Source organism: Oricola sp. (assembly GCF_022763245.1).
GTDB lineage: Bacteria > Pseudomonadota > Alphaproteobacteria > Rhizobiales > Rhizobiaceae > Oricola.
On record NZ_JALEGV010000041.1, the window covers coordinates 274,117 to 292,536 of the forward strand.

The window sequence follows — 18,420 nt, forward strand, 5'->3', positions numbered from 1 at the left end:
GCCGTCAGTCCCGCAGCAACTCGTTGATGCCGGTCTTGGAGCGCGTCTTCTCATCGACGGTCTTGACGATGACCGCACAATAGAGGCTCGGCCCGGGCCGGCCGTTCGGCATCGGCTTTTCGGCGGGCAGCGTGCCGGCGACGACGACCGAATAGGGCGGCACTTCGCCGAAGGTGATCTCGCCGGTCGCGCGGTTCACGATCTTGGTCGACTGGCCGATGAAGACGCCCATGCCGAGGACCGAGCCCTCGCGCACGATGCAGCCTTCGACGACTTCGGAGCGCGCGCCGATGAAGCAATTGTCTTCGATAATCGTCGGTCCGGCCTGCATCGGCTCAAGTACGCCGCCGATTCCGACGCCGCCCGACAGGTGCACATTCTTGCCGATCTGCGCACAGGAGCCGACCGTCGCCCAGGTGTCGACCATTGTGCCCTCGTCGACATAGGCGCCGAGATTGACGAAGGACGGCATCAGGACCACGCCCTTGCCGATATGAGCCGAGCGGCGAACGATGCAGTTGGGAACGGCGCGGAAACCAGCCGCCTCGAAATGCTGGCCGCTCCAGCCGTCGAACTTGGAGGGAACCTTGTCCCACCAGCCGGAATCGCCCGGTCCGCCGGAGATGACCTCCATCGGATTGAGACGGAAGGACAGGAGCACCGCCTTCTTCAGCCACTGATTGACCGTCCAGTTGCCGTCCGCCTGCCGCTCGGCCACGCGCGCCTTGCCGCCGTCGAGCAGGTTGAGCGCTTCGTTCACGGCCTCGCGGGTCTCGCCGCGCGTGCTGGCCGAGATGCTCTCCCGGTCTTCGAAGGCGGCTTCGATGATGCTTTCCAGCGTCGCGACATCATGGGCGGTCATGAATTGTTTCCTTGTCGGCGGGTAGTGTGTCGCCGGGACGTCCGGCACTGTCGCCGGTTCCTACGCGAATGCGGCCGGGATGGTCAATGCGGTCGCTGTGTGACGAGCGTGCCTGCCAGGGGCACGGAAAATTCGAAGAGCCGGGGAAGAATGATGAACGCCAAGCGAGGCAACGATGTCTGGGATCCGCTGATCCCGTCGCGCCAGGACAAGAGCCGGGCGCGCGCCGTTCCCAACACGCCGCAGACGCGCGCGGAAAGCTACCGGCTCGCCTTCGACGACACCGACTTCCTGTGCCGCGAGGAACTGCGCCCCGTCCGCCTTCAACTCGAGCTTCTGAAGCCGGAACTCCTGCTCCAGGAGGAAGGGATCAAGTCGACCGCCGTCCTCTTCGGCGGCGCGCGCATCCCCGAGCCGGGCGGCATCGCCTGGGCGGCCAAGAACGAGACGCAGCGGCGCAACCTGGAGGCCAATGCGCGATATTACGAACAGGCGCGCGCCTTCGCGCGGCGCTGCTCGGAGCATTCGATGGCGACCGGCGGCGAGGAGTTCGTGGTTACCACCGGCGGCGGGCCGGGCGTCATGGAGGCGGGCAATCGCGGCGCCGTCGATGTCGGCGCCCGGTCGATCGGGCTCAACATCGTGCTGCCGCACGAACAGGCTCCGAACGAGTATGTCACGCCCGGCCTGTGCTTCAATTTCCACTATTTCGCGATCCGTAAGATGCATTTCCTGATGCGTGCCCGCGTGATCGCGCTCTTCCCAGGCGGCTTCGGCACGATGGACGAGCTGTTCGAATCCCTGACGCTGATCCAGACCGGCCGGATGGAGCGCGTGCCGCTTCTCCTCTTCGGCCGCGAGTTCTGGTCGCGGGCGATCGATCTCGATTTCCTGGCCGAACAGGGCACTATCTCGCCCGGCGACGCCGATCTGATCGACCACGTCGATAGCGGCGACGAGGCCTGGGAAGTTGTGAAGAATTTCTACGGCATATGACGTACGGAACCTTTCGTCACATTCGCGCATTATGCATCCAGGCGAATCGCATGGAGAGCGCGCATGGGCAGTTCCGCAAGTCAGATGCCCCGCAATGACGGGATGCTTGTTGATCTGGACGACGAGCGACACCTCGCCGGTCCCCAGCCGCGAAGCTTCGAGGAGTATCTCACGGCATCGGGCTATTCTGCCCGCTCCATGACGACAAACGCGCCGGTTCATGGAAACCTGGCGCGTCTCGTCAAGAAGGCGAAAAGGACGCCGCGCATCGGCTGATGCGCGACGCCTGAATTCGAGGCTGATCAGAAATCGGCCGACGAGATCTGGCCGTCGCCATTGACGTCGAGCCGGGCCATCCAGCTTTCGGACATGCCGACGAATTCGTCGCGGCTGAACTTGCCGTCGCCATCGGCGTCGATCATGCGGCCCTCATGCATGCCGGCTTCCGCATTCATCCGGAAATTGCCACCCATGCCATTGCCGCCCATGCCTTGACCGTGAGCCATCCCCTGACCCATGCCGCGTCCCTTGCCGGGACCCATGCCCTGTCCGCCATGCCCGCGGCCCTGACCCATTCCCTGGCCGTGACCCTGGCCCATCTGACCCTGGCCCATGCCCTTCGGGCGCTCGATGCCCTGTTCGGCCATGCTGGCGTGCTCGCTGTCGCGCATTTCGTCCATGGCCTTGCGCTCTTCGGCGTCGATGTAACCGTCTTCGTTGGTGTCGAAGGCGGCGAACACGCTCTCGCGGCGTTCGACGACTTCCGCAAGCGTCACCGCACCGTCGGAATTGGCATCCCAATTCGTCATGAAATGCTCCTGGAACGTCTCGGCGGAAACGGTGGTTGCGATCAGGGTGGCGGAGAGTGCGGCCATCAGGCCCATGCGAGTGAAAGACATCTGTATTCCCCTTCGTTGAGTGATGTCCTTTGATGCATTCCGAAAAAGGAATATGTTAGTTAAATCTCTGTAATATCATTACGTCTCTGTAAGGTTTCCGCAGCGGGAGCCTCCTCGCGGCGCCTAGCGGTCCAGATCCTTCGGCCGGTTCACAAGGGTGACCAGAACGAAGGAGACGATCATCAGCAGATACCACGCCCCGAGCTTCGACCATGAAACGGGCGTCCAGCCGCCCTGCTGGGAGGGGTAGAGCCACGCATGCGACCAGGTCGCGATGTTCTCGGCAAACCAGATGAACACCGCCACCAGGAACCAGCCGAGCAGCAGCGGCATGCGATGGCGGAAGCGGAAGACGCGGTAGTGAACCCATGTACGCGCAAACAGGATCGCGGTCACGGCGAGGATTACGTAGCGCATGTCCACGACGAAATGGTGCGAGAAGAAATTGACGTAGATTGCGATGGCGATGACCAGTGGCGTCCAGAACGGCGGATAGGCCGTGAAGCGGAAATCGAAGATGCGGGCGACGCGGGCCAGATACGAGCCGACGGAGGCGTACATGAAACCCGAGAAAAGCGGCACGGCGCCGATGCGGAAGAAGGCGTCCTCCGGATAGGCCCAGGATCCCGCGGCGGTCTTGAACAGTTCCATGCCGGTTCCGACGAGGTGGAACAGGAAGATCGCCTTCGCCTCCTCCAGCGTTTCGAGCTTGAAGATCAGCATTGCCGCCTGAACGGCCAGTGCGCACAGGAAAACGAAATCGTATCGGGCGAGCCACGCATCGTCCGGCCAGGTCATGCGCGTCGACAGGATCAGGAACAGCATGATGCCGCCGAACAGGCAGGCCCAGGCCTGCTTCAGGCCGAACACCACGAATTCGACGAACGCCCCGGACAGTCCCGAGGCCGGCATGCGGTCGAGCACCCGGTGGGCGGCGTGATCGATCCGCTCTTCCAGCGAGGTAAAGCGCTTCACGGGATCGGCTATCCGATGATCGACGTCAGGAACTGCGCCAGATCGTCCGTCACATAGTCCACCTGGTCGTGATCGACGTCCTGTTCCCAGATTTCCGAGAAGGTCGGTTCGAAATTCCGGGGGACGACCAGCACCGTACGCATGCCATAGGCCTTCGGGGTCACCAGGTTGCGCGCCAGGTCCTCGAACATCGCCGCCCGCTCGCAATCGACGCGGTGCAATGCGCGGAACTTGTCATAGGTCTCGGCGGCTGGTTTCGGTGTGAGGCCGGCGGCGACGACGTCGAATATGTCGTCGAAGTGATCGAGGATGCCGAGCTGGCGTGCGGCGCGTTCCGCGTGGCCGCGATCGCCGTTGGTGAAGATGAACTTGCGCCCCGGCAGCGACCGGATCGCCTCGCCGAGCGCCGGATCGGGCGCGATCCAGGAATAGTCGATGTCGTGGACCTTCTCCAGGAAGTCGTCGGGATCGACATTGTGGTTCTCGATCAGCCCTTTGAGCGTCGTTCCATAGCGCTGGTAGAAATCCTTCTGCACCATGCGCGCCTCTTCGCGCGGCAATTGCAGGAGCTCGGCCACATAGCCCGTCATCTTCACGTCGATCTGGGAAAACAGGTTCGAGTGATGCGGGTAGAGCGTGTTGTCGAGGTCGAACACCCATTCGCGCACATGCGCGAAGGCGGCGGGAGAGGGTTTTTCGGTCATGGCCCAGCCTTAATCACGATTTGGGGGCGAAGTCATCGCACTTGTCGCCGCTGCGCCGACAATGCGCCTTTTCGGCGACCGTCCGCGCCGTCGGCCTCAACCGACAATGGTGGTTCGGCCAAAACGGTGCTAGAGATCGGGGCCATGACGCATTTCACCCTTGAGCGCCGGGCGCTGGCCGCCGCCTTTATCTTGCAGGACCGCAAGCGCCTGCCGGTGCGGTTCTTCGGCGCCTTCTGCGGGGCCATGCTCAGCCGGCGGGGCTGACGCTTCATCGGCCACGGTTGCGTGGCCCCCACCCGGCCCCGCGCCCCGCCATCTTCGTTGTCGATGCGACCGCAATGCCGGCCGCCGGGCTTTCCCGCCGAGGCAACCGCCCCAAGGGCATTCCAAAGAGACATCCCATGGAACTCTGGATACCGATCACCATCACCGCGGCATTCCTGCAGAACATCCGCTCCTCTCTGCAAAAGCACCTGAAGGGCCGGATGGGCACCACCGGCGCCACCTTCGTGCGCTTCGGCTTCGGCCTGCCCTTCGCCGTGCTCTACCTTTTCCTGCTCACCCACTGGTCGGGCGAGCCGGTTCCCGCCGCGTCGCCTGCCTTCCTGGGCTGGACGGCGCTGGGCGCGAGCACGCAGATCGCAGCGACCTTCATGCTGATCCACCTGTTCTCGTTTCGCAATTTCACGGTCGGCACGGCCTATTCGCGCACCGAGCCGGCGCAGGCGGCGCTGTTCGGCCTCGTCTTCCTGAGCGAGACGGTCGGACCGTTGACGCTCCTGGCGATCGCGATCTCGGTTCTGGGCGTGATGCTGATTTCGGTCGCGCGCAGCGCCTTCAGCCCGGCTGCGCTGGTCACGTCGGTATTTTCCAGGACGGCCGGCATCGGCATCGCCTCCGGCACCCTGTTCGGGATCGCGGCCGTCTCCTACCGCGCCGCCTCGCTGACGCTCGGCTACCCGAACTTCGCCATCCAGGCGGCGACCACGCTTCTGTGGGCGATCGCGCTGCAGACCGCCGTGATGTTCGGCTGGATGCTCTGGCGGGACCGGGCGGGCATCGTCCAGATCGGCGCGGCGTGGAAACCCTCGGCACTGGTGGGCTTCGTCGGCGCGACCGCGTCCTTCGGCTGGTTCGCCGCCATGACCCTGCAGCAGGCGGCGATCGTCAAGGCGCTGGCCCAGATCGAGATGCTGTTCGCCTTCGGAACGACCGTGTTCGTCTTCCGCGAACACATCAACAAGCTGGAGATCGCCGGCTGCGTCCTGATCACGGCCGGCATTCTGGTGCTTGTGCTCGGCGGCTGAAGCGCCGCCGGATCAAGGCTCACATTTCGGGGACAATGCGCGTCGTCACGCCTTGTCGTGCACGATCAGCGTGCCGGCGCCGTGCTCAGTGAACAGTTCCAGAAGCACGGCGTGAGCCACCTTGCCGTTGACGATCACGACGCCCTTGACGCCGCGGCGTAGCGCCTCGATGCAGGTCTCGACCTTCGGGATCATGCCGCCCGAGATGGTGCCGTCCTTGATCAGGTCGCGGGCCTGCGAGATCGTCAGCTCCTTGATCAGCTCGCCATTGCGGTCGAGGACGCCCGGGACGTCGGTCAGGAACAGGAGGCGCGAAGCCTGAAGCGAGCCGGCGATTGCGCCGGCGAAAGTGTCGGCGTTGATGTTGTAGGTGTGCCCGTCGCGGCCGGGCGCCACCGGGGCGATCACCGGGATCATCTCCGACTTGGCCAGGAGGTCGAGCAGGGTGCGGTCGACTTCCACCGGCTCCCCGACATATCCGAGGTCGAGGATGCGCTCGATGTTGCTGTCGGGGTCGGTCACCGTCTTGCGGGCCTTTTCGGCGAACACCATGTTGCCGTCTTTGCCGCAGAGGCCGATCGCCCATTCGCCCGCCGCGTTGATCATCGCGACGATTTCCTTGTTGATCGAGCCGGCGAGCACCATCTCGACGATCTCGACCGTGGCGCGGTCGGTGACCCTGAGGCCGCCTTCGAATTTCGACTCGATGCCCATCTTGGTCAGCATGGCGCCGATCTGCGGTCCGCCGCCATGGATCACCACCGGGTTGACGCCGGATTGCTTGAGCAGCGCGATGTCCTGCGCGAAGGCCTGGCCGAGCGAGGCGTCGCCCATGGCGTTGCCGCCATATTTGACCACCACCGTCTTGTCCTCGTAGCGTTGCATATAGGGCAGCGCACGGGCCAGGATGTGCGCTTCGGTCGCCGGCGTCGAAAGGGAGGTTGTGTCGTCCATGAAAAGGCTTGTCCGCTATACCTTTATTTTTGCATTTCCCGGTCTATCTCTTTGCGGTTAGGAGGGCAATCACGCCGACGACGGGAGGGGAAATCGGATCCCAGCGCCGACATTGCCGAACTGATTGCGAGGACGGCACTGCGCGACCGCACCGCCTTCGCACGTCTTTATGACGCCACTTCATCGAAACTTTTTGCCGTCGCGCTTCGTATCCTGAAAGACAGGCCCGAAGCCGAGGACGCCTTGCAGGAGATCTTCGTCAAGATCTGGCATCGCGCCGACCGCTTCGCCGGCGGCGGATCGAGCCCGCTTGCGTGGCTCGTCGCGATTGCGCGCAACCATGCGATCGATATCCTGCGCAGGCGTCGCGGCGGCCACGAGGACATCGCCGAGCACGGCGGGCTGGCAGATGGCGGCCCGTCGCCGGAGGCGAGTACGGTTGCGGCGTCCGAACGCGCGCAGCTGGACGCCTGTATCGACCGTCTGGACGCGCCCAAGGCGAATGCCGTGCGCGCGGCCTATCTGGAAGGCTATTCCTACCAGGAACTGGCCGACCGGCATACGGTTCCGCTCAACACCATGCGCACATGGTTGCGGCGGAGCCTGATGAAACTGAAAGAGTGTCTGGAAGAATGACGGACCCGAGAGAACATGAGGATGGCGAACGCGGCGACGATGTCGTCGCGGCCGAATATGTTCTGGGCGTGCTCTCGGCCACGGAGCGCGCGGACGTCGCGCGTCGCATCGATTCGGATCGCGGTTTCGCCATGCAGGTCTCCGACTGGGAGGAACGGCTGTCCGGCATGAACCGCGCCTACGGTGAGGAACAGCCGCCGGCACGCGTCTGGGACGCGCTGGAAGACCGGCTCTTCGCCGTTGCCGACGAGGCGCCGGACCTTCGCACCGGCCTCTGGCACAGCCTCGCCTTCTGGCGCAGCGTGTCGCTGTCGGCGGTCGCGGCCGTCGCGGTCCTGGCGATCATCCTTCTCAACGGCCTGGCGACGCCGGTACCCGGACCGCAGCAGATCGCCGCGCTCGCGGCGGTGGAATCCGAGGCGTCCTTCGTGGCGTTGCGCGACACGGACGGCGCGATCCGGCTGACCCGAACCGGCACCACCGCGCCGATAGACCACGTGTATGAATTGTGGGCGATCGCCGGCGGCGAGGTGCCGATCTCGCTTGGTCTGCTGGAAGACGGCGAGGTGACGCTGACGGCGCTGCCCGGCGAACTCGCGGCCATGCCGGACGGCGCGATCACGCTTGCCGTGACCGTCGAACCGCCCGGTGGCGCGCCCAGCGGAACGGATCACGGCCCGGTCGTCGCGATCGGCCCCTTGATGAAGATCTGACGGGACCGGCCCGGAAAAAAGATTCCGGCCGGCTGAAACTATTCGCAAGTCCGCCCCGTCTCCTTGAATGTCCGCCACAGCAGCGGACAGAAAAACAAGGAGAAAACGATGAAGACCCTCATTCGCACTTTCGCCGTTTCGACTGCCCTTTCCTTCGCCGCGGCGGCGCCGGCCCTGGCCGACAATCCGATGGTCGGCGGCGCGCCGATGTACGAGACCAAGAACATCGTCGAGAACGCCGTGAACTCGGCCGACCACGAAACCCTCGTCGCCGCCGTCAAGGCCGCCGGTCTCGTGGAGACGTTGCAGGGCGAGGGCCCGTTCACCGTCTTCGCGCCGACCGACGACGCTTTCGCTAAACTGCCTGCGGGCACCGTCGAGACGCTGCTGAAGCCTGAGAACAAGGACCAGCTCACCAAGGTTTTGACCTGTCACGTGGTTTCGGCCAACGCGCTGTCCGACGCCATCGGCCAGATGATCAGCGACGATGGCGGCATGCACCCGGTCAAGACCGTCGGCGGCTGCACCTTCACCGCCAAGATGGACGGCGACAACATCGTGATCGTCGACGAGCAAGGCAACGAAGCCACCGTCACCATCGCCGACGTGAAGCAGTCCAACGGTGTGATCCACGTCATCGACACGGTTCTGCTGCCGGCAGCCTGATCGCACCCATGACAAGTGACGCCGGGCGCGCGCAGCGCCCGGCCAGTCTCCCTCACGAAATCGTTCACAAGCGTGAAGTGCGGCCTTGCCCTGGTCCGCTTATATCCGGGACAAACCACGGAGGACTACGCTATGAAGAGACGCAGTTTTCTGGCGCTCGGCGCCACGGCGGCCCTGACGGGCGGCGTCGCGGTCCGTGCCCTTGCAGCAGGTTCTGAGGAAGAGTTCGAAATCATGAAGACCGAAGAAGAATGGCGCAATCTGCTGACCGAAGAGCAATTCGCGGTCATGCGCAAGGAGGCGACGGAGCGCGCCTTCACCAGCCCGCTGAACGAGGAGAAGCGCAAGGGCGTGTTCCATTGCGCGGCCTGCGATCTGGCGCTGTTTTCCTCGGAAGCGAAATTCGACAGCGGCACGGGCTGGCCGAGCTTCTTCGACACGCTGCCCGACGCGGTCGGCTACAAGCGGGATTTCAAGCTGATCCTGCCGCGCACCGAAGAGCATTGCCGCCGCTGCGGCGGCCATCTCGGCCATGTCTTCAATGACGGTCCGAAGCCGACCGGCAAGCGCCATTGCATCAACGGCGTGGCGCTGGCGTTCAAGCCGGCGGAAGACCAGCCGGCCTGACCGGAGTTACGATTGCGCGGCGGCGAGCATCGCCGCGCGCAATTCCTCCACACCGACATTCTTTTCAGACGACGTCGCCAGCACGTCCGGATAGGCCGCCGGCCGCTTGCGGACGCGCTCTGCGGTATCGGCCAGCACGCGCGGCACGCCGGCTTCCTTGATCTTGTCGATCTTGGTGAGCACGACCTGGTAGGACACGGCCGCCTTGTCGAGCAGGTCCATGACCTCCTCGTCGTTCTTCTTCACGCCGTGGCGCGCGTCGATCAGCAGATAGACCCGCTTCAGCGTCACGCGGCCCCGCAGATACGAGAAGATCAGCTTCGTCCAGTTGTCGACTGTGGATTTCGGGGCCTTGGCGAAACCGTAGCCCGGCATGTCGACTATGGCGAGCGGCGGCAGGTCGTCGACCGAACCGGCATAGCCGCTCGGCACGAAGAAGTTCAGTTCCTGCGTGCGGCCCGGCGTGTTGGACGTGCGTGCCAGCCCCTTCTTGGCGACGACGGCGTTGATCAGCGAGGACTTGCCGACATTCGACCGGCCGGCGAACGCCACCTCGGGCGGTCCTTCCGGCGGCAGGAATTTCATCGAGGGCACGCCCCGGATGAAATCCCATTGCAGCGGGAAGTCCTGCAGGGGCGCCTCCGGTGCGCCGTCTTGGATGTCGTCGCTCATGGCCGGCCCGCTACTTCGTCGCGCCGGCCTTTTTCTTCGCGCCGCCGAACAGGCCACGCAAATTGTCCCACAACTCGATCTTGGCGCCGTTGCGCTTCATGATGACGCCCTGCTGGATGATCGACAGCGTGTTGTTCCACGCCCAGTAGATCACCAGCCCGGCCGGGAAGCTCGCCAGCATGAACATGAAGATCAGCGGCATCCAGTTGAAGATCATCGCCTGGGTCGGATCGGGCGGCGTGGGGTTCATGCGCATCTGCAGGAACATCGTCAGGCCCATGATCAGCGGCCACACGCCGATGGCGATGAAGGTGCCGATGACCGGAACCGAAGCCGGGTCGTAGGGCAGCAGCCCGAACAGGTTGAAGACATGCGAGGGATCGGGCGCCGACAGGTCCTGGATCCAGCCGAAGAACGGCGCGTGACGCATCTCGATCGTGACGTAGAGCACCTTGTAGAGCGCGAAGAAGACCGGGATCTGGATCAGCATCGGCCAGCAGCCGGCGACCGGATTGATCTTCTCCTCGCGATAGAGCTCCATCATCGCTTTCTGCATCTTCTCGCGGTCGTCGCCGAACTTCTCCTTCAGCTCCTGCATCTTCGGCTGCACGACCTTCATGCGGGCCATCGAGGCGTAGGACATGTTGGCGAGCGGGAAGAACACCGCCTTGACGATCACGGTGGTGATCAGGATGGCGACGCCGAAATTGCCGAACAGGTGGAACAGGAAGTCGAGCAGCTTGAACATCGGCTGGGTGATGAACCAGAACCATCCCCAGTCGATCATCTTCTCGAAGAGGCGGATGTTGTATTTTTCCTTGTAGGCGTCGAGCTGGCTCGACACCTTGGCGCCGGCGAAGAACAGGTTGTCGAACTGGATCGTCGCGCCCGGTTCGACCGTCGTGGATTCCGTCAGGAAGTCCGACTGGTAGCGCGCGCGGCCGTCGGAGAAATAGGAATAGCGCGGCTGGAAGCTCTCGCCGCCGACCGGAATGAGCGCGGTCGCCCAGTATTTGTCGGTGATGCCGAGCCAGCCGTCGGTGGACGTGCCGGGCACGAGCTGGCCTTCTTCCTCGATCTTGTTGAACTTGCGCTCGGTCAGCCCCTCGGTGCCGGTCACGCCGATCATGCCTTCGTGCAGCACGTAGATCGGCCGTTTCTCGGGCTTGGAATAGCGCGTGATGCGGCCGTATTCCTGCACGGCGACCGCGCCTTCGGACGTGTTCTCGATGCTGTCCTTGATCTCGAACATGTAGTGGTCGTCGATCGAGATCGTGCGGGTGAAGACAAGCCCGTTCGGCGCCTCGTAGGTGAGTTCCACCGGCGATGACGGCGACAGCGTCGCGTCGCCGGACGCCTGCCAGACCGTGTCGGACTGCGGCGCGCCGTCGAATCCGACATAGCCGAACTCGCCGATATAGCCGTCCGGCTGCGTCGACGGTTCGAGCAGCGTGACGATGTCAGAATCCTTCTCGATCGTCTCGCGATATTCCTTCAGCTTCAGGTCGTCGAACCGCGCGCCGCGCAGGTTGATCGAACCGGACAGCGTCGGCGTGTCGATGGTGATGCGGCCGGCTTCCTCGGCGGCTTCGGCCACGGTGGCCGGCGCGGCGGCTTCACCGCCGATCGTCGATTGCGGAATGGAGCCGTCGGCGGATGCGGCCGGCGTCTGGGCGGCGGTCTCGGCCGGCTGCTGCGCCTGCTGCTCGAGTTGCGCCTGTTTCTCGGCCTCCAGCTTCGGCCCCATGTAGAAGATTTGCCAGGTTGCCAGGATCGCGACCGAGAGAATGATCGTGATGAACAGGTTGCGGTTGTTTTCCATCGTGGGGTGTCCGGTCCTCTCAGGCGCCTTCCCGGTGGCGCTGCAATTTCCTGTTGGCCTGCGCGAATGCGGATGAGACATCGGCGCATAGGGCATCGAACGGCGCGCGCAGCGCCTTCGGCGTCGAAACGATCACATAGTCATTTCCGATCGCCATGTCACCCGCGCCACAAAGGCGAACTGCTTCGCGCAGCCGCCTCTTGATGCGGTTGCGCTTGACGGCATTGCCATTCTTCTTGGAGACGGTCAGGCCGAGACGCGGCATATCGTCGTCGCGGCGGTGCTGTGCTTCCACAAGCACAAAAGCGCCGCGAACTTTCGTTCCGCGGCGCACGGCCAGAAATTCGGAGCGTTTGCGCAAAACGCCATACGGTCCGGCGACAGGCTGATCGGTTCGTCCGGCGTGTGTTGCCGGTCCGTTCATCGTTCAGCGTCGCGGAAAACCGATCAGGCCGACAGGCGCTTGCGGCCGCGCGCACGGCGGGCGGCGAGCACTTTGCGGCCGCCGGTGGTTGCCATGCGGGAACGGAAACCATGACGGCGCTTGCGGACCAGTTTGGACGGCTGGTAGGTGCGTTTCATTGTCTTCTCCGCCGATGAAGGCGGCCCTTGTCTTCGTGCTATTCGGTTGGGAGCCGGGTCTCCTGGCGAGGCGCAACACAAATACGCCGCCGGAGACGCGCCCGAGCGTTGCGCGCTTATGGTTCAAAGCACGCGTCGAGTCAATGCCCGCATTCGCCCGCTTTCGCGCGTCGGTGGTGGTCGCTCACGCGCCCGTGAGCCAGGCGTCAGAGGCGATCACGCTTCCTCGCATCAATGGTTTGTGAATTGTTCTTGATCGGCCGGACCGCCAAATGCGAGCCAACAGCGGTGCATGAAACCGCAAAACCGTTCTAAGAAGGATCATGCCGTGACAGACGAGGCGATGGATATGGCGGAACCGCGAACGCCGGCAAGGCGCGCCGGCGCCTGGAAACGTTACGCCCCCCTGGCGGTGATCGCCCTGGGGCTGGCCTTCGCCTATGCGATGGGCTGGCAGCGCTATCTGTCGCTCGACTTCCTGGCGGAAAGCCGCGAAAGCCTGCTCGGTTTCGTCGATGCCAATTACGCGCTCGCCCTCGCCGGCTTCACCGCGATCTATGCGCTCGCCGTCGCCTTCTCCTTCCCGGCGGCCTCCGTCCTCACCGTCTTTTCGGGCTTCCTCTTCGGCTGGTTCGTCGGCGGCGTGCTGGTCGCCTTTGCGGCGACGACGGGTGCGACGGCCTTGTTCCTCGCTGCGCGCAGCGCCTTTGGCGACTTCCTGCGCGATCGCGTCGGCGGACGGGTGAAGCGGCTTGCAGACGGCTTCGAGAAGGACGCCTTCTCCTACCTTCTCGTCTTGCGCCTCGCGCCGATCTTCCCCTTCTTCGTGATCAACATCGCGCCGGCCTTCTTCAACGTGTCGCTGCGCGCCTATGTCGCTGCCACCTTTCTCGGAATCATGCCCGGCACCTTCGCCTACACCTATCTAGGCCAGGGCCTGGACAGCGTGCTCGTCTCGGCGCGCGAGGCCGGCACGCAGGTCGCGCTCTCCGACCTGGTGACGCCGCAGATCACCATCGCCTTCCTGGCGCTCGCCGTCATCGCGGCGGTCCCGACGGTGATCCGGCGCCTGCGCGCCGGTCGCTGAGAACCACATCAGCAGACAAGGACAAGGAAACGCTGCCATGCCGGAACTGCTCACACCCGACATCTGCGTGATCGGCGGCGGCTCGGGCGGCCTGACGGTCGCCGCGGCCGCGGCCGCCTTCGGCGTGCCGGTCGTGCTCGTCGAGGGCGGCAAGATGGGCGGCGACTGCCTCAACTATGGCTGCGTCCCCTCCAAGGCCATGATCGCCGCCGGCAAGGCGGCCGAGACCATGCGCCAGGCCGGCAAGTTCGGTATCGCGCCGGTCGAGCCGCAGGTCGATTTCGCCGGCGTGCAAGACCATGTCCGCGACGTGATCGCCTCGATCGCGCCGCACGACTCCGTCGAGCGGTTCACCGGGCTCGGCGTGCGCGTCATCGAGGACTACGGCCGCTTCACCGATGGCGAAACGTTCCTCGCCGGCGATTTCGAGATCCGGCCGCGCCGTTTCGTCATCGCGACGGGCTCTTCGCCCTTCGTCCCGCCTATCCCGGGCCTCGACACGGTGCCCTTTCTCACCAACGAGACGATCTTCGACAACACGACGGCACCGGACCACCTGATCATCATCGGCGGCGGTCCGATCGGCATGGAACTGGCGCAGGCGCATCGCCGCCTCGGCGCGCAGGTCACCGTCATCGAGGGGCTGAAGGCGCTCGGCAAGGACGACCCGGAACTGACGGCGATCGTCTTGGAGCGGTTGCGTGGCGAGGGGATCGTCATCCATGAGGGTGCCAAGGTCACCAGCGTCGCGCCGGACGGCGAGAGCGGCATCGTTGTGCGCTACGAGACCGGGGCGGGTGCCGAAGAGGTGTCCGGCTCGCATCTGCTGGTCGCGACCGGTCGCGCGCCCAACGTGGAACGGCTCGATCTCGACAAGGCGGGCGTGAAACTGGAGCGCCGCGCTGTCGCGGTCGACGCTGCCCTGCGCACCTCCAACCGCCGCATCTACGCGATCGGCGACGTTACCGGCGGGCTGCAATTCACCCATGTGGCCGGCTATCACGCCGCGCTGGTCGTGCAGTCGATCCTGTTTCGCGTTCCCGGCAAGGAGAACCGCGACATCATTCCCTGGGCGACCTACACCGATCCCGAACTGGCCCAGGTCGGCCTGAGCGAAGAGGCCGCGCGCGAGCGCCATGGCGACGTCAAGGTGTTCCGCTGGCCCTATGCCGACAATGACCGCGCCCGCGCCGAGCGCAAGACCGACGGCCTGGTCAAGCTCGTCACCGACAGGAAGGGCCGCGTTCTCGGAGCGGGCATCGCGGGCGCCGGCGCCGGCGAGATGATCAACCTCTTCGCGCTCGCCGTGGCCCGGAAGATGAAGGCCTCCGACATTCGAAGCTACATCCCGCCCTATCCGACCATGGCGGAGATGGCCAAGCGTGCGGCGACCGCCTATTCCGCGCCGGCAACGCAAAATCCGTGGGTGCGCCGCCTTGTCGTCTTTTTGCGCGCCTTCGGATAGGATGCGAAACGCAAGGAGGTGCGGAACATGACGCAGACCGACAAGCCGGTTCCGCGCAAGGCGGCAGGCCTCAATGCCGGCCGCCGCCTGTCGACGAAGATCCTGCTCCTGACGATCCTCTTCGTGATGATCGCGGAAGTGCTGATCTTCGTGCCGTCGGTCGCCAATTTCCGTATGACGTGGCTCGCCGGCAAGGTGAACACCGCATCCGCCGCTGCCGTGCTCGTCGCCTCCGACGCCGAGCTGGAATTGCCGCTCAAGGCGCAGGACGACGTGCTGATGGCCACCGGCGCCATGGCGATCGCGCTGCGGCTCGGCGAGCGCTCCCGCTTCATCCGCCTGAGCGAGGAGGTGCCGCCGATCCACGACCAGGTCAACGTCGCCGAATTCAGCCCCATTTCGGCGATCCGCGACGCCTTCGACACGATGCTGTTCGGCGGCGACCGCTATCTCCGCGTCTACGGGCCGATCGGCGACAGCGACAATTCCATTGAACTGGTCCTGCCGGACGCGCCGCTGCGCGCCGCCATGCTGATCTATGCGCGCAATGTCGCGATCCTGTCTCTGATCATCTCTTTGATCACGGCGACCCTCGTCTTCATGGCGATCAACCGCATCGCGATCCGCCCGATCCGCCGGATGACGCGCTCCATGCTCACCTTCTCCATGGCGCCGGAAAGCCCCGACGCGATCATCGCGCCTTCCGCGCGCAACGACGAACTCGGCATTGCAGAGCGCGAGCTCGCCGCCATGCAGGGGCAGTTGCAGGAGACGCTGAAGAGCCAGAAGCGGCTTGCCGATCTCGGCCTGGCCGTCTCGAAGATCAACCACGACATGCGCAACATCCTTGCATCCGCGCAGTTGATGTCCGACCGCTTGTCGGCGGTCAGCGACCCGGCCGTGCAGCGCTTCGCGCCGAAACTCGTGCGCACGCTCGACCGGGCTGTCTCCTATTCCGAGAACGTGCTGTCTTACGGGCGCGCGGGCGAGGCGGCGCCGACGCGGCGGCGCGTCAAGCTTGCGCCGATCGTCGCCGACGTGGAGGAACTGCTTGGCATCGACCCTGCCTCCGGCATCGAGTTCTCAGCCGCCATTCCCGACGATTTCGAGCTCGACGCCGATAGCGAGCAACTGTTTCGCGTGATGATGAACCTGTGCCGCAACGCGGTCGAGGCGATGCGCGCCGACAAGGACCCGGCCACGGTCAAGCGCCTGTCGGTCTCAGCGGCGCGCATGGGAACGACGGTGCTAATCGGCATCGAGGACACCGGCCCCGGCCTGCCCGCCAAGGCCCGCGAAAACCTGTTCTCCGCGTTCAAGGGCTCGGCGCGCGCTGGCGGCACCGGGCTGGGGCTTGCCATTGCGCATGAGCTGGTGCGCGCCCATGGCGGCACGCTGGAACTGCGCGACGACCGGGCCGTCGGCGCACATTTCGAAATCAGGCTTCCCGACGCCCCGGTTTCGCTCGAACACGAACGCCGCCGCCGCACACGCGACGCCTCCGGCGCATCGGCCTAGAACCGGCGATGCGGCCGCTGCGCGCCTATCTTCATTTTTCCGGTGAAAACGGCTTGAATTCCGCATCGCAACGGACTAGGAAGCCGCTTCGACGCATCGGACGGCACCTGTCCCGTCCCCGTCACCTGCGCGCCCGTAGCTCAGCTGGATAGAGCACCAGACTACGAATCTGGGGGTCAGAGGTTCGAATCCTTTCGGGCGCGCCATTCTTTCAAACGACATGACTGATCGACCGGACGCAGGCTTTGCCAGCGCATTCACGTCATGAATTGGGCTGCGGCTCAGGCCGGCAGGTGGGCGAAGGCGATCCAGGCGATGGCCACATAGGTCATCTGGTGGGCGAACTGGTCGAGGCCGTGCAGCAGCCAGTAGCGCTTCGGATTGTGCTTGGTGTCGGTGCGCAGCGTGATCCGGTCCTTGGCGTAGTCGATGGCGTAGTGGACGACGGCCTCGCCGACCATGATCGCGGCGACGGTCGCCGCGCCGATGCCGCATGCGATCAGCACAATGCCGCTGCCGAGCGCATGCAGCCCCGCATGGGCGTATCCGCCGGGCGCGTCCAGGCGGCCCTTGGCGCTCAGCATCCATTTCGGCTGAAAGACGTAGTCCGCCAGGAAGTGCTTCAAAAGCAAGCCTGCGAACATCGCGAAAACGAGCGGCATGCGGATCCTGTGACCCCCCGTGAGCGGCTGCGCCGCGTTATCCCCGAAAACCAGTTCCATTCATAAGGGCAAGACTCGTCTGTGCGCAATCGCACAGACTGCGCGGAACGTCGCGTGTCAGCCGCCGGGCGCCGGGCCGGTCGAGGCGCCGAGGAGGAGCCGGGTGTCGAGGCGCAGGCTCTGCGGGCCGGTGTTGCGCTCGATCTGGTCGATCAGCATGGTCGCGCATGCCTTCCCCGCCAGCCGGATGCTCGACTGCACCACGCTCACCGCGGGGTTCTCGCGCATCGCGGGCAGGAAGGAGAGGCAGTCGTCGAAGCCGATGACGGAAATGTCCCGCCCGGGCTTCAGATCGTGTTCGCGCACCGCCCTCAGCGCGCCGAGCGACGTCAGCATGCTGGAGCACAGCACCGCCGTCGGCGGATTGTCCTGCTCCAGGAAACGCGTCATCGCCGCGTGGCCGTTCGGCTCGATCATGTCGGCGGCCGTCATGATGGCCGGATCGGGCTCCAGGCCGCGCTCGCGCAGGGCGTTCTCAAAACCCTCGCGGCGCCAGATCGCAAATGTCATGAATTCGGGACCGTTGATCAGGCCGATGCGACGGTGCCCTGCGTCGAGCAGCCAGGTGGCGGCCTCGTGGAAGGTGCGCCGGTTGTCGACGTCGACCCACGAGTAGCTGTCCTCGGGCGCGTTGGTGCGGCCATGGACGACGAAGGGCACCTTGAGGCGAGTGAGGAGGGCGATCCGCTCGTCGTCGAACCGCGGTCCGTGCACGATCATCCCGTCGATGCGCCTGTTGCGGTACAATGTCTCGTAGGTCGACTGCTCGGCGTCCATGCTGACCACCGAGATCAGCATGTCGTATCCGTGGCGGTTGTAGATCTCGCCGGCCCCGGCGATGAAGTCGGAGAAATGCGGATTGATCATGTCGTGCGACGACAGTGGCACGACATGGCCGATCGTGCTCGACTTGCCGGTCGCCAGCCGCCGGGCGTTGGAATTGGGCTGGTAGTTCATCTGGCGCGCGAAGTCCTGCACGCGCCGCCGCGTGGTCTCGCTCACCTCCGGATAGCCGTTCAGGGCACGGCTCACCGTGGTTTGCGAAAGGCCGAGTTTTTCCGACAATTCCTTGAGATTCACGCGATGCCCCTCCTCCAAAAGGCATTCAAAGGGCTTTGGATAGTGCACAAAAACGCAGCCATTGGCCAGTTTTTTGATTCTGTGCCACACTTCACTAGGTCACTGCGAAAAGCTGCAATGACTTGGCGTC

General features: G+C 64.7%; 22 protein-coding genes and 1 tRNA gene. 12 read left to right on the plus strand and 11 right to left on the minus strand.

The annotated features are described in order from the left end of the window. Positions 1–4: 4 nt before the first annotated feature. Positions 5–862, minus strand: a complete 858-nt coding sequence (dapD, locus tag MRY80_RS22040; protein ID WP_293293401.1) for a 2,3,4,5-tetrahydropyridine-2,6-dicarboxylate N-succinyltransferase — start codon at positions 860–862, stop codon at positions 5–7. A 153-nt stretch (positions 863–1,015) separates the two neighbouring features. On the opposite strand from dapD, the gene MRY80_RS22045 reads away from it, so the two are divergent. Continuing rightward, complete coding sequence (locus tag MRY80_RS22045; protein WP_293293402.1) at positions 1,016–1,858, plus strand: LOG family protein; 843 nt, start codon at positions 1,016–1,018, stop codon at positions 1,856–1,858. 63 nt (positions 1,859–1,921) lie between these two features. After that, entirely contained in the window at positions 1,922–2,134 is a 213-nt protein-coding gene (locus tag MRY80_RS22050; RefSeq protein ID WP_293293403.1) for a hypothetical protein, read from the plus strand. A 26-nt stretch (positions 2,135–2,160) separates the two neighbouring features. Here the strand turns inward: MRY80_RS22050 and MRY80_RS22055 are convergent, their stop codons facing one another. The 3 genes from MRY80_RS22055 to MRY80_RS22065 all read right to left on the minus strand — a co-directional run bounded on the left by MRY80_RS22055 (position 2,161) and on the right by MRY80_RS22065 (position 4,436). Continuing rightward, positions 2,161–2,757: a hypothetical protein gene (locus MRY80_RS22055; protein WP_293293404.1), complete on the minus strand. Its 597-nt coding sequence runs from the start codon at positions 2,755–2,757 to the stop codon at positions 2,161–2,163. Positions 2,758–2,880: 123 nt separating this feature from the next. Further along, positions 2,881–3,732 carry a DUF817 domain-containing protein gene (locus tag MRY80_RS22060; protein ID WP_293293405.1) on the minus strand — a complete coding sequence of 284 codons (852 nt, stop codon included), beginning with the start codon at positions 3,730–3,732 and terminating at the stop codon, positions 2,881–2,883. Positions 3,733–3,740: 8 nt separating this feature from the next. Further along, the gene (locus MRY80_RS22065) at positions 3,741–4,436 is read right to left on the minus strand and encodes a pyrimidine 5'-nucleotidase (protein WP_293293406.1); all 696 of its coding nucleotides are present in this window, start codon (positions 4,434–4,436) and stop codon (positions 3,741–3,743) included. Between the two features lie 144 nt (positions 4,437–4,580). On the opposite strand from MRY80_RS22065, the gene MRY80_RS22070 reads away from it, so the two are divergent. Continuing rightward, entirely contained in the window at positions 4,581–4,703 is a 123-nt protein-coding gene (locus MRY80_RS22070; RefSeq protein WP_293293407.1) for a hypothetical protein, read from the plus strand. Positions 4,704–4,840: 137 nt separating this feature from the next. Beyond that, on the plus strand, positions 4,841–5,746 hold the full coding sequence (locus MRY80_RS22075) for a DMT family transporter (protein WP_293293408.1): 906 nt from the start codon (positions 4,841–4,843) through the stop codon (positions 5,744–5,746). 45 nt (positions 5,747–5,791) lie between these two features. Here the strand turns inward: MRY80_RS22075 and argB are convergent, their stop codons facing one another. After that, positions 5,792–6,700, minus strand: a complete 909-nt coding sequence (argB, locus tag MRY80_RS22080) for an acetylglutamate kinase (protein WP_293293409.1) — start codon at positions 6,698–6,700, stop codon at positions 5,792–5,794. A gap of 51 nt (positions 6,701–6,751) precedes the next feature. On the opposite strand from argB, the gene MRY80_RS22085 reads away from it, so the two are divergent. From MRY80_RS22085 to msrB, 4 genes are all read left to right on the plus strand, one after another. Then, on the plus strand, positions 6,752–7,336 hold the full coding sequence (locus MRY80_RS22085) for a sigma-70 family RNA polymerase sigma factor (protein ID WP_293294191.1): 585 nt from the start codon (positions 6,752–6,754) through the stop codon (positions 7,334–7,336). Next, positions 7,333–8,049 (plus strand): anti-sigma factor, encoded by a 717-nt coding sequence (locus tag MRY80_RS22090; protein ID WP_293293410.1) that lies wholly within the window; start codon positions 7,333–7,335, stop codon positions 8,047–8,049. The genes MRY80_RS22085 and MRY80_RS22090 overlap by 4 nt, the downstream gene beginning before the upstream one ends. A gap of 108 nt (positions 8,050–8,157) precedes the next feature. Then, the gene (locus tag MRY80_RS22095) at positions 8,158–8,715 is read left to right on the plus strand and encodes a fasciclin domain-containing protein (protein WP_293293411.1); all 558 of its coding nucleotides are present in this window, start codon (positions 8,158–8,160) and stop codon (positions 8,713–8,715) included. Positions 8,716–8,847: 132 nt separating this feature from the next. Beyond that, positions 8,848–9,342, plus strand: coding sequence for a peptide-methionine (R)-S-oxide reductase MsrB (gene msrB, locus MRY80_RS22100; protein ID WP_293293412.1), 495 nt, complete (start codon positions 8,848–8,850; stop codon positions 9,340–9,342). Between the two features lie 6 nt (positions 9,343–9,348). On the opposite strand, the gene yihA is transcribed toward msrB, so the two are convergent. Genes yihA through rpmH form a run of 4 tightly spaced genes read right to left on the minus strand, consistent with a single transcriptional unit; the run spans position 9,349 to position 12,418 of the window. Beyond that, positions 9,349–10,014: a ribosome biogenesis GTP-binding protein YihA/YsxC gene (gene yihA, locus MRY80_RS22105; RefSeq protein WP_293293413.1), complete on the minus strand. Its 666-nt coding sequence runs from the start codon at positions 10,012–10,014 to the stop codon at positions 9,349–9,351. Positions 10,015–10,024: 10 nt separating this feature from the next. Beyond that, positions 10,025–11,836 (minus strand): membrane protein insertase YidC, encoded by a 1,812-nt coding sequence (gene yidC / locus MRY80_RS22110; protein WP_293293414.1) that lies wholly within the window; start codon positions 11,834–11,836, stop codon positions 10,025–10,027. Between the two features lie 19 nt (positions 11,837–11,855). Beyond that, on the minus strand, positions 11,856–12,260 hold the full coding sequence (gene rnpA, locus MRY80_RS22115) for a ribonuclease P protein component (protein ID WP_293293415.1): 405 nt from the start codon (positions 12,258–12,260) through the stop codon (positions 11,856–11,858). A 23-nt stretch (positions 12,261–12,283) separates the two neighbouring features. Further along, positions 12,284–12,418: a 50S ribosomal protein L34 gene (rpmH, locus tag MRY80_RS22120; RefSeq protein ID WP_293293416.1), complete on the minus strand. Its 135-nt coding sequence runs from the start codon at positions 12,416–12,418 to the stop codon at positions 12,284–12,286. 349 nt (positions 12,419–12,767) lie between these two features. Here rpmH and MRY80_RS22125 point away from each other — a divergent pair, with 349 nt between their 5' ends. From MRY80_RS22125 to MRY80_RS22140, 4 genes are all read left to right on the plus strand, one after another. Beyond that, positions 12,768–13,505: a TVP38/TMEM64 family protein gene (locus MRY80_RS22125; protein WP_293293417.1), complete on the plus strand. Its 738-nt coding sequence runs from the start codon at positions 12,768–12,770 to the stop codon at positions 13,503–13,505. A 37-nt stretch (positions 13,506–13,542) separates the two neighbouring features. Continuing rightward, a complete protein-coding gene (locus MRY80_RS22130) occupies positions 13,543–14,970 on the plus strand; it encodes an FAD-dependent oxidoreductase (protein WP_293293418.1) in 1,428 nt (475 codons plus the stop codon). 27 nt (positions 14,971–14,997) lie between these two features. Next, positions 14,998–16,488: a HAMP domain-containing sensor histidine kinase gene (locus MRY80_RS22135; RefSeq protein WP_293293419.1), complete on the plus strand. Its 1,491-nt coding sequence runs from the start codon at positions 14,998–15,000 to the stop codon at positions 16,486–16,488. A gap of 129 nt (positions 16,489–16,617) precedes the next feature. Then, a tRNA-Arg gene (locus MRY80_RS22140) sits at positions 16,618–16,694 on the plus strand. 75 nt (positions 16,695–16,769) lie between these two features. Here the strand turns inward: MRY80_RS22140 and MRY80_RS22145 are convergent. Together MRY80_RS22145 and MRY80_RS22150 are read right to left on the minus strand one after the other, a co-directional pair. After that, a complete protein-coding gene (locus tag MRY80_RS22145) occupies positions 16,770–17,150 on the minus strand; it encodes a DUF3307 domain-containing protein (protein WP_293293420.1) in 381 nt (126 codons plus the stop codon). Positions 17,151–17,267: 117 nt separating this feature from the next. Further along, on the minus strand, positions 17,268–18,290 hold the full coding sequence (locus MRY80_RS22150; protein WP_293293421.1) for a substrate-binding domain-containing protein: 1,023 nt from the start codon (positions 18,288–18,290) through the stop codon (positions 17,268–17,270). Positions 18,291–18,420 lie beyond the last annotated feature (130 nt).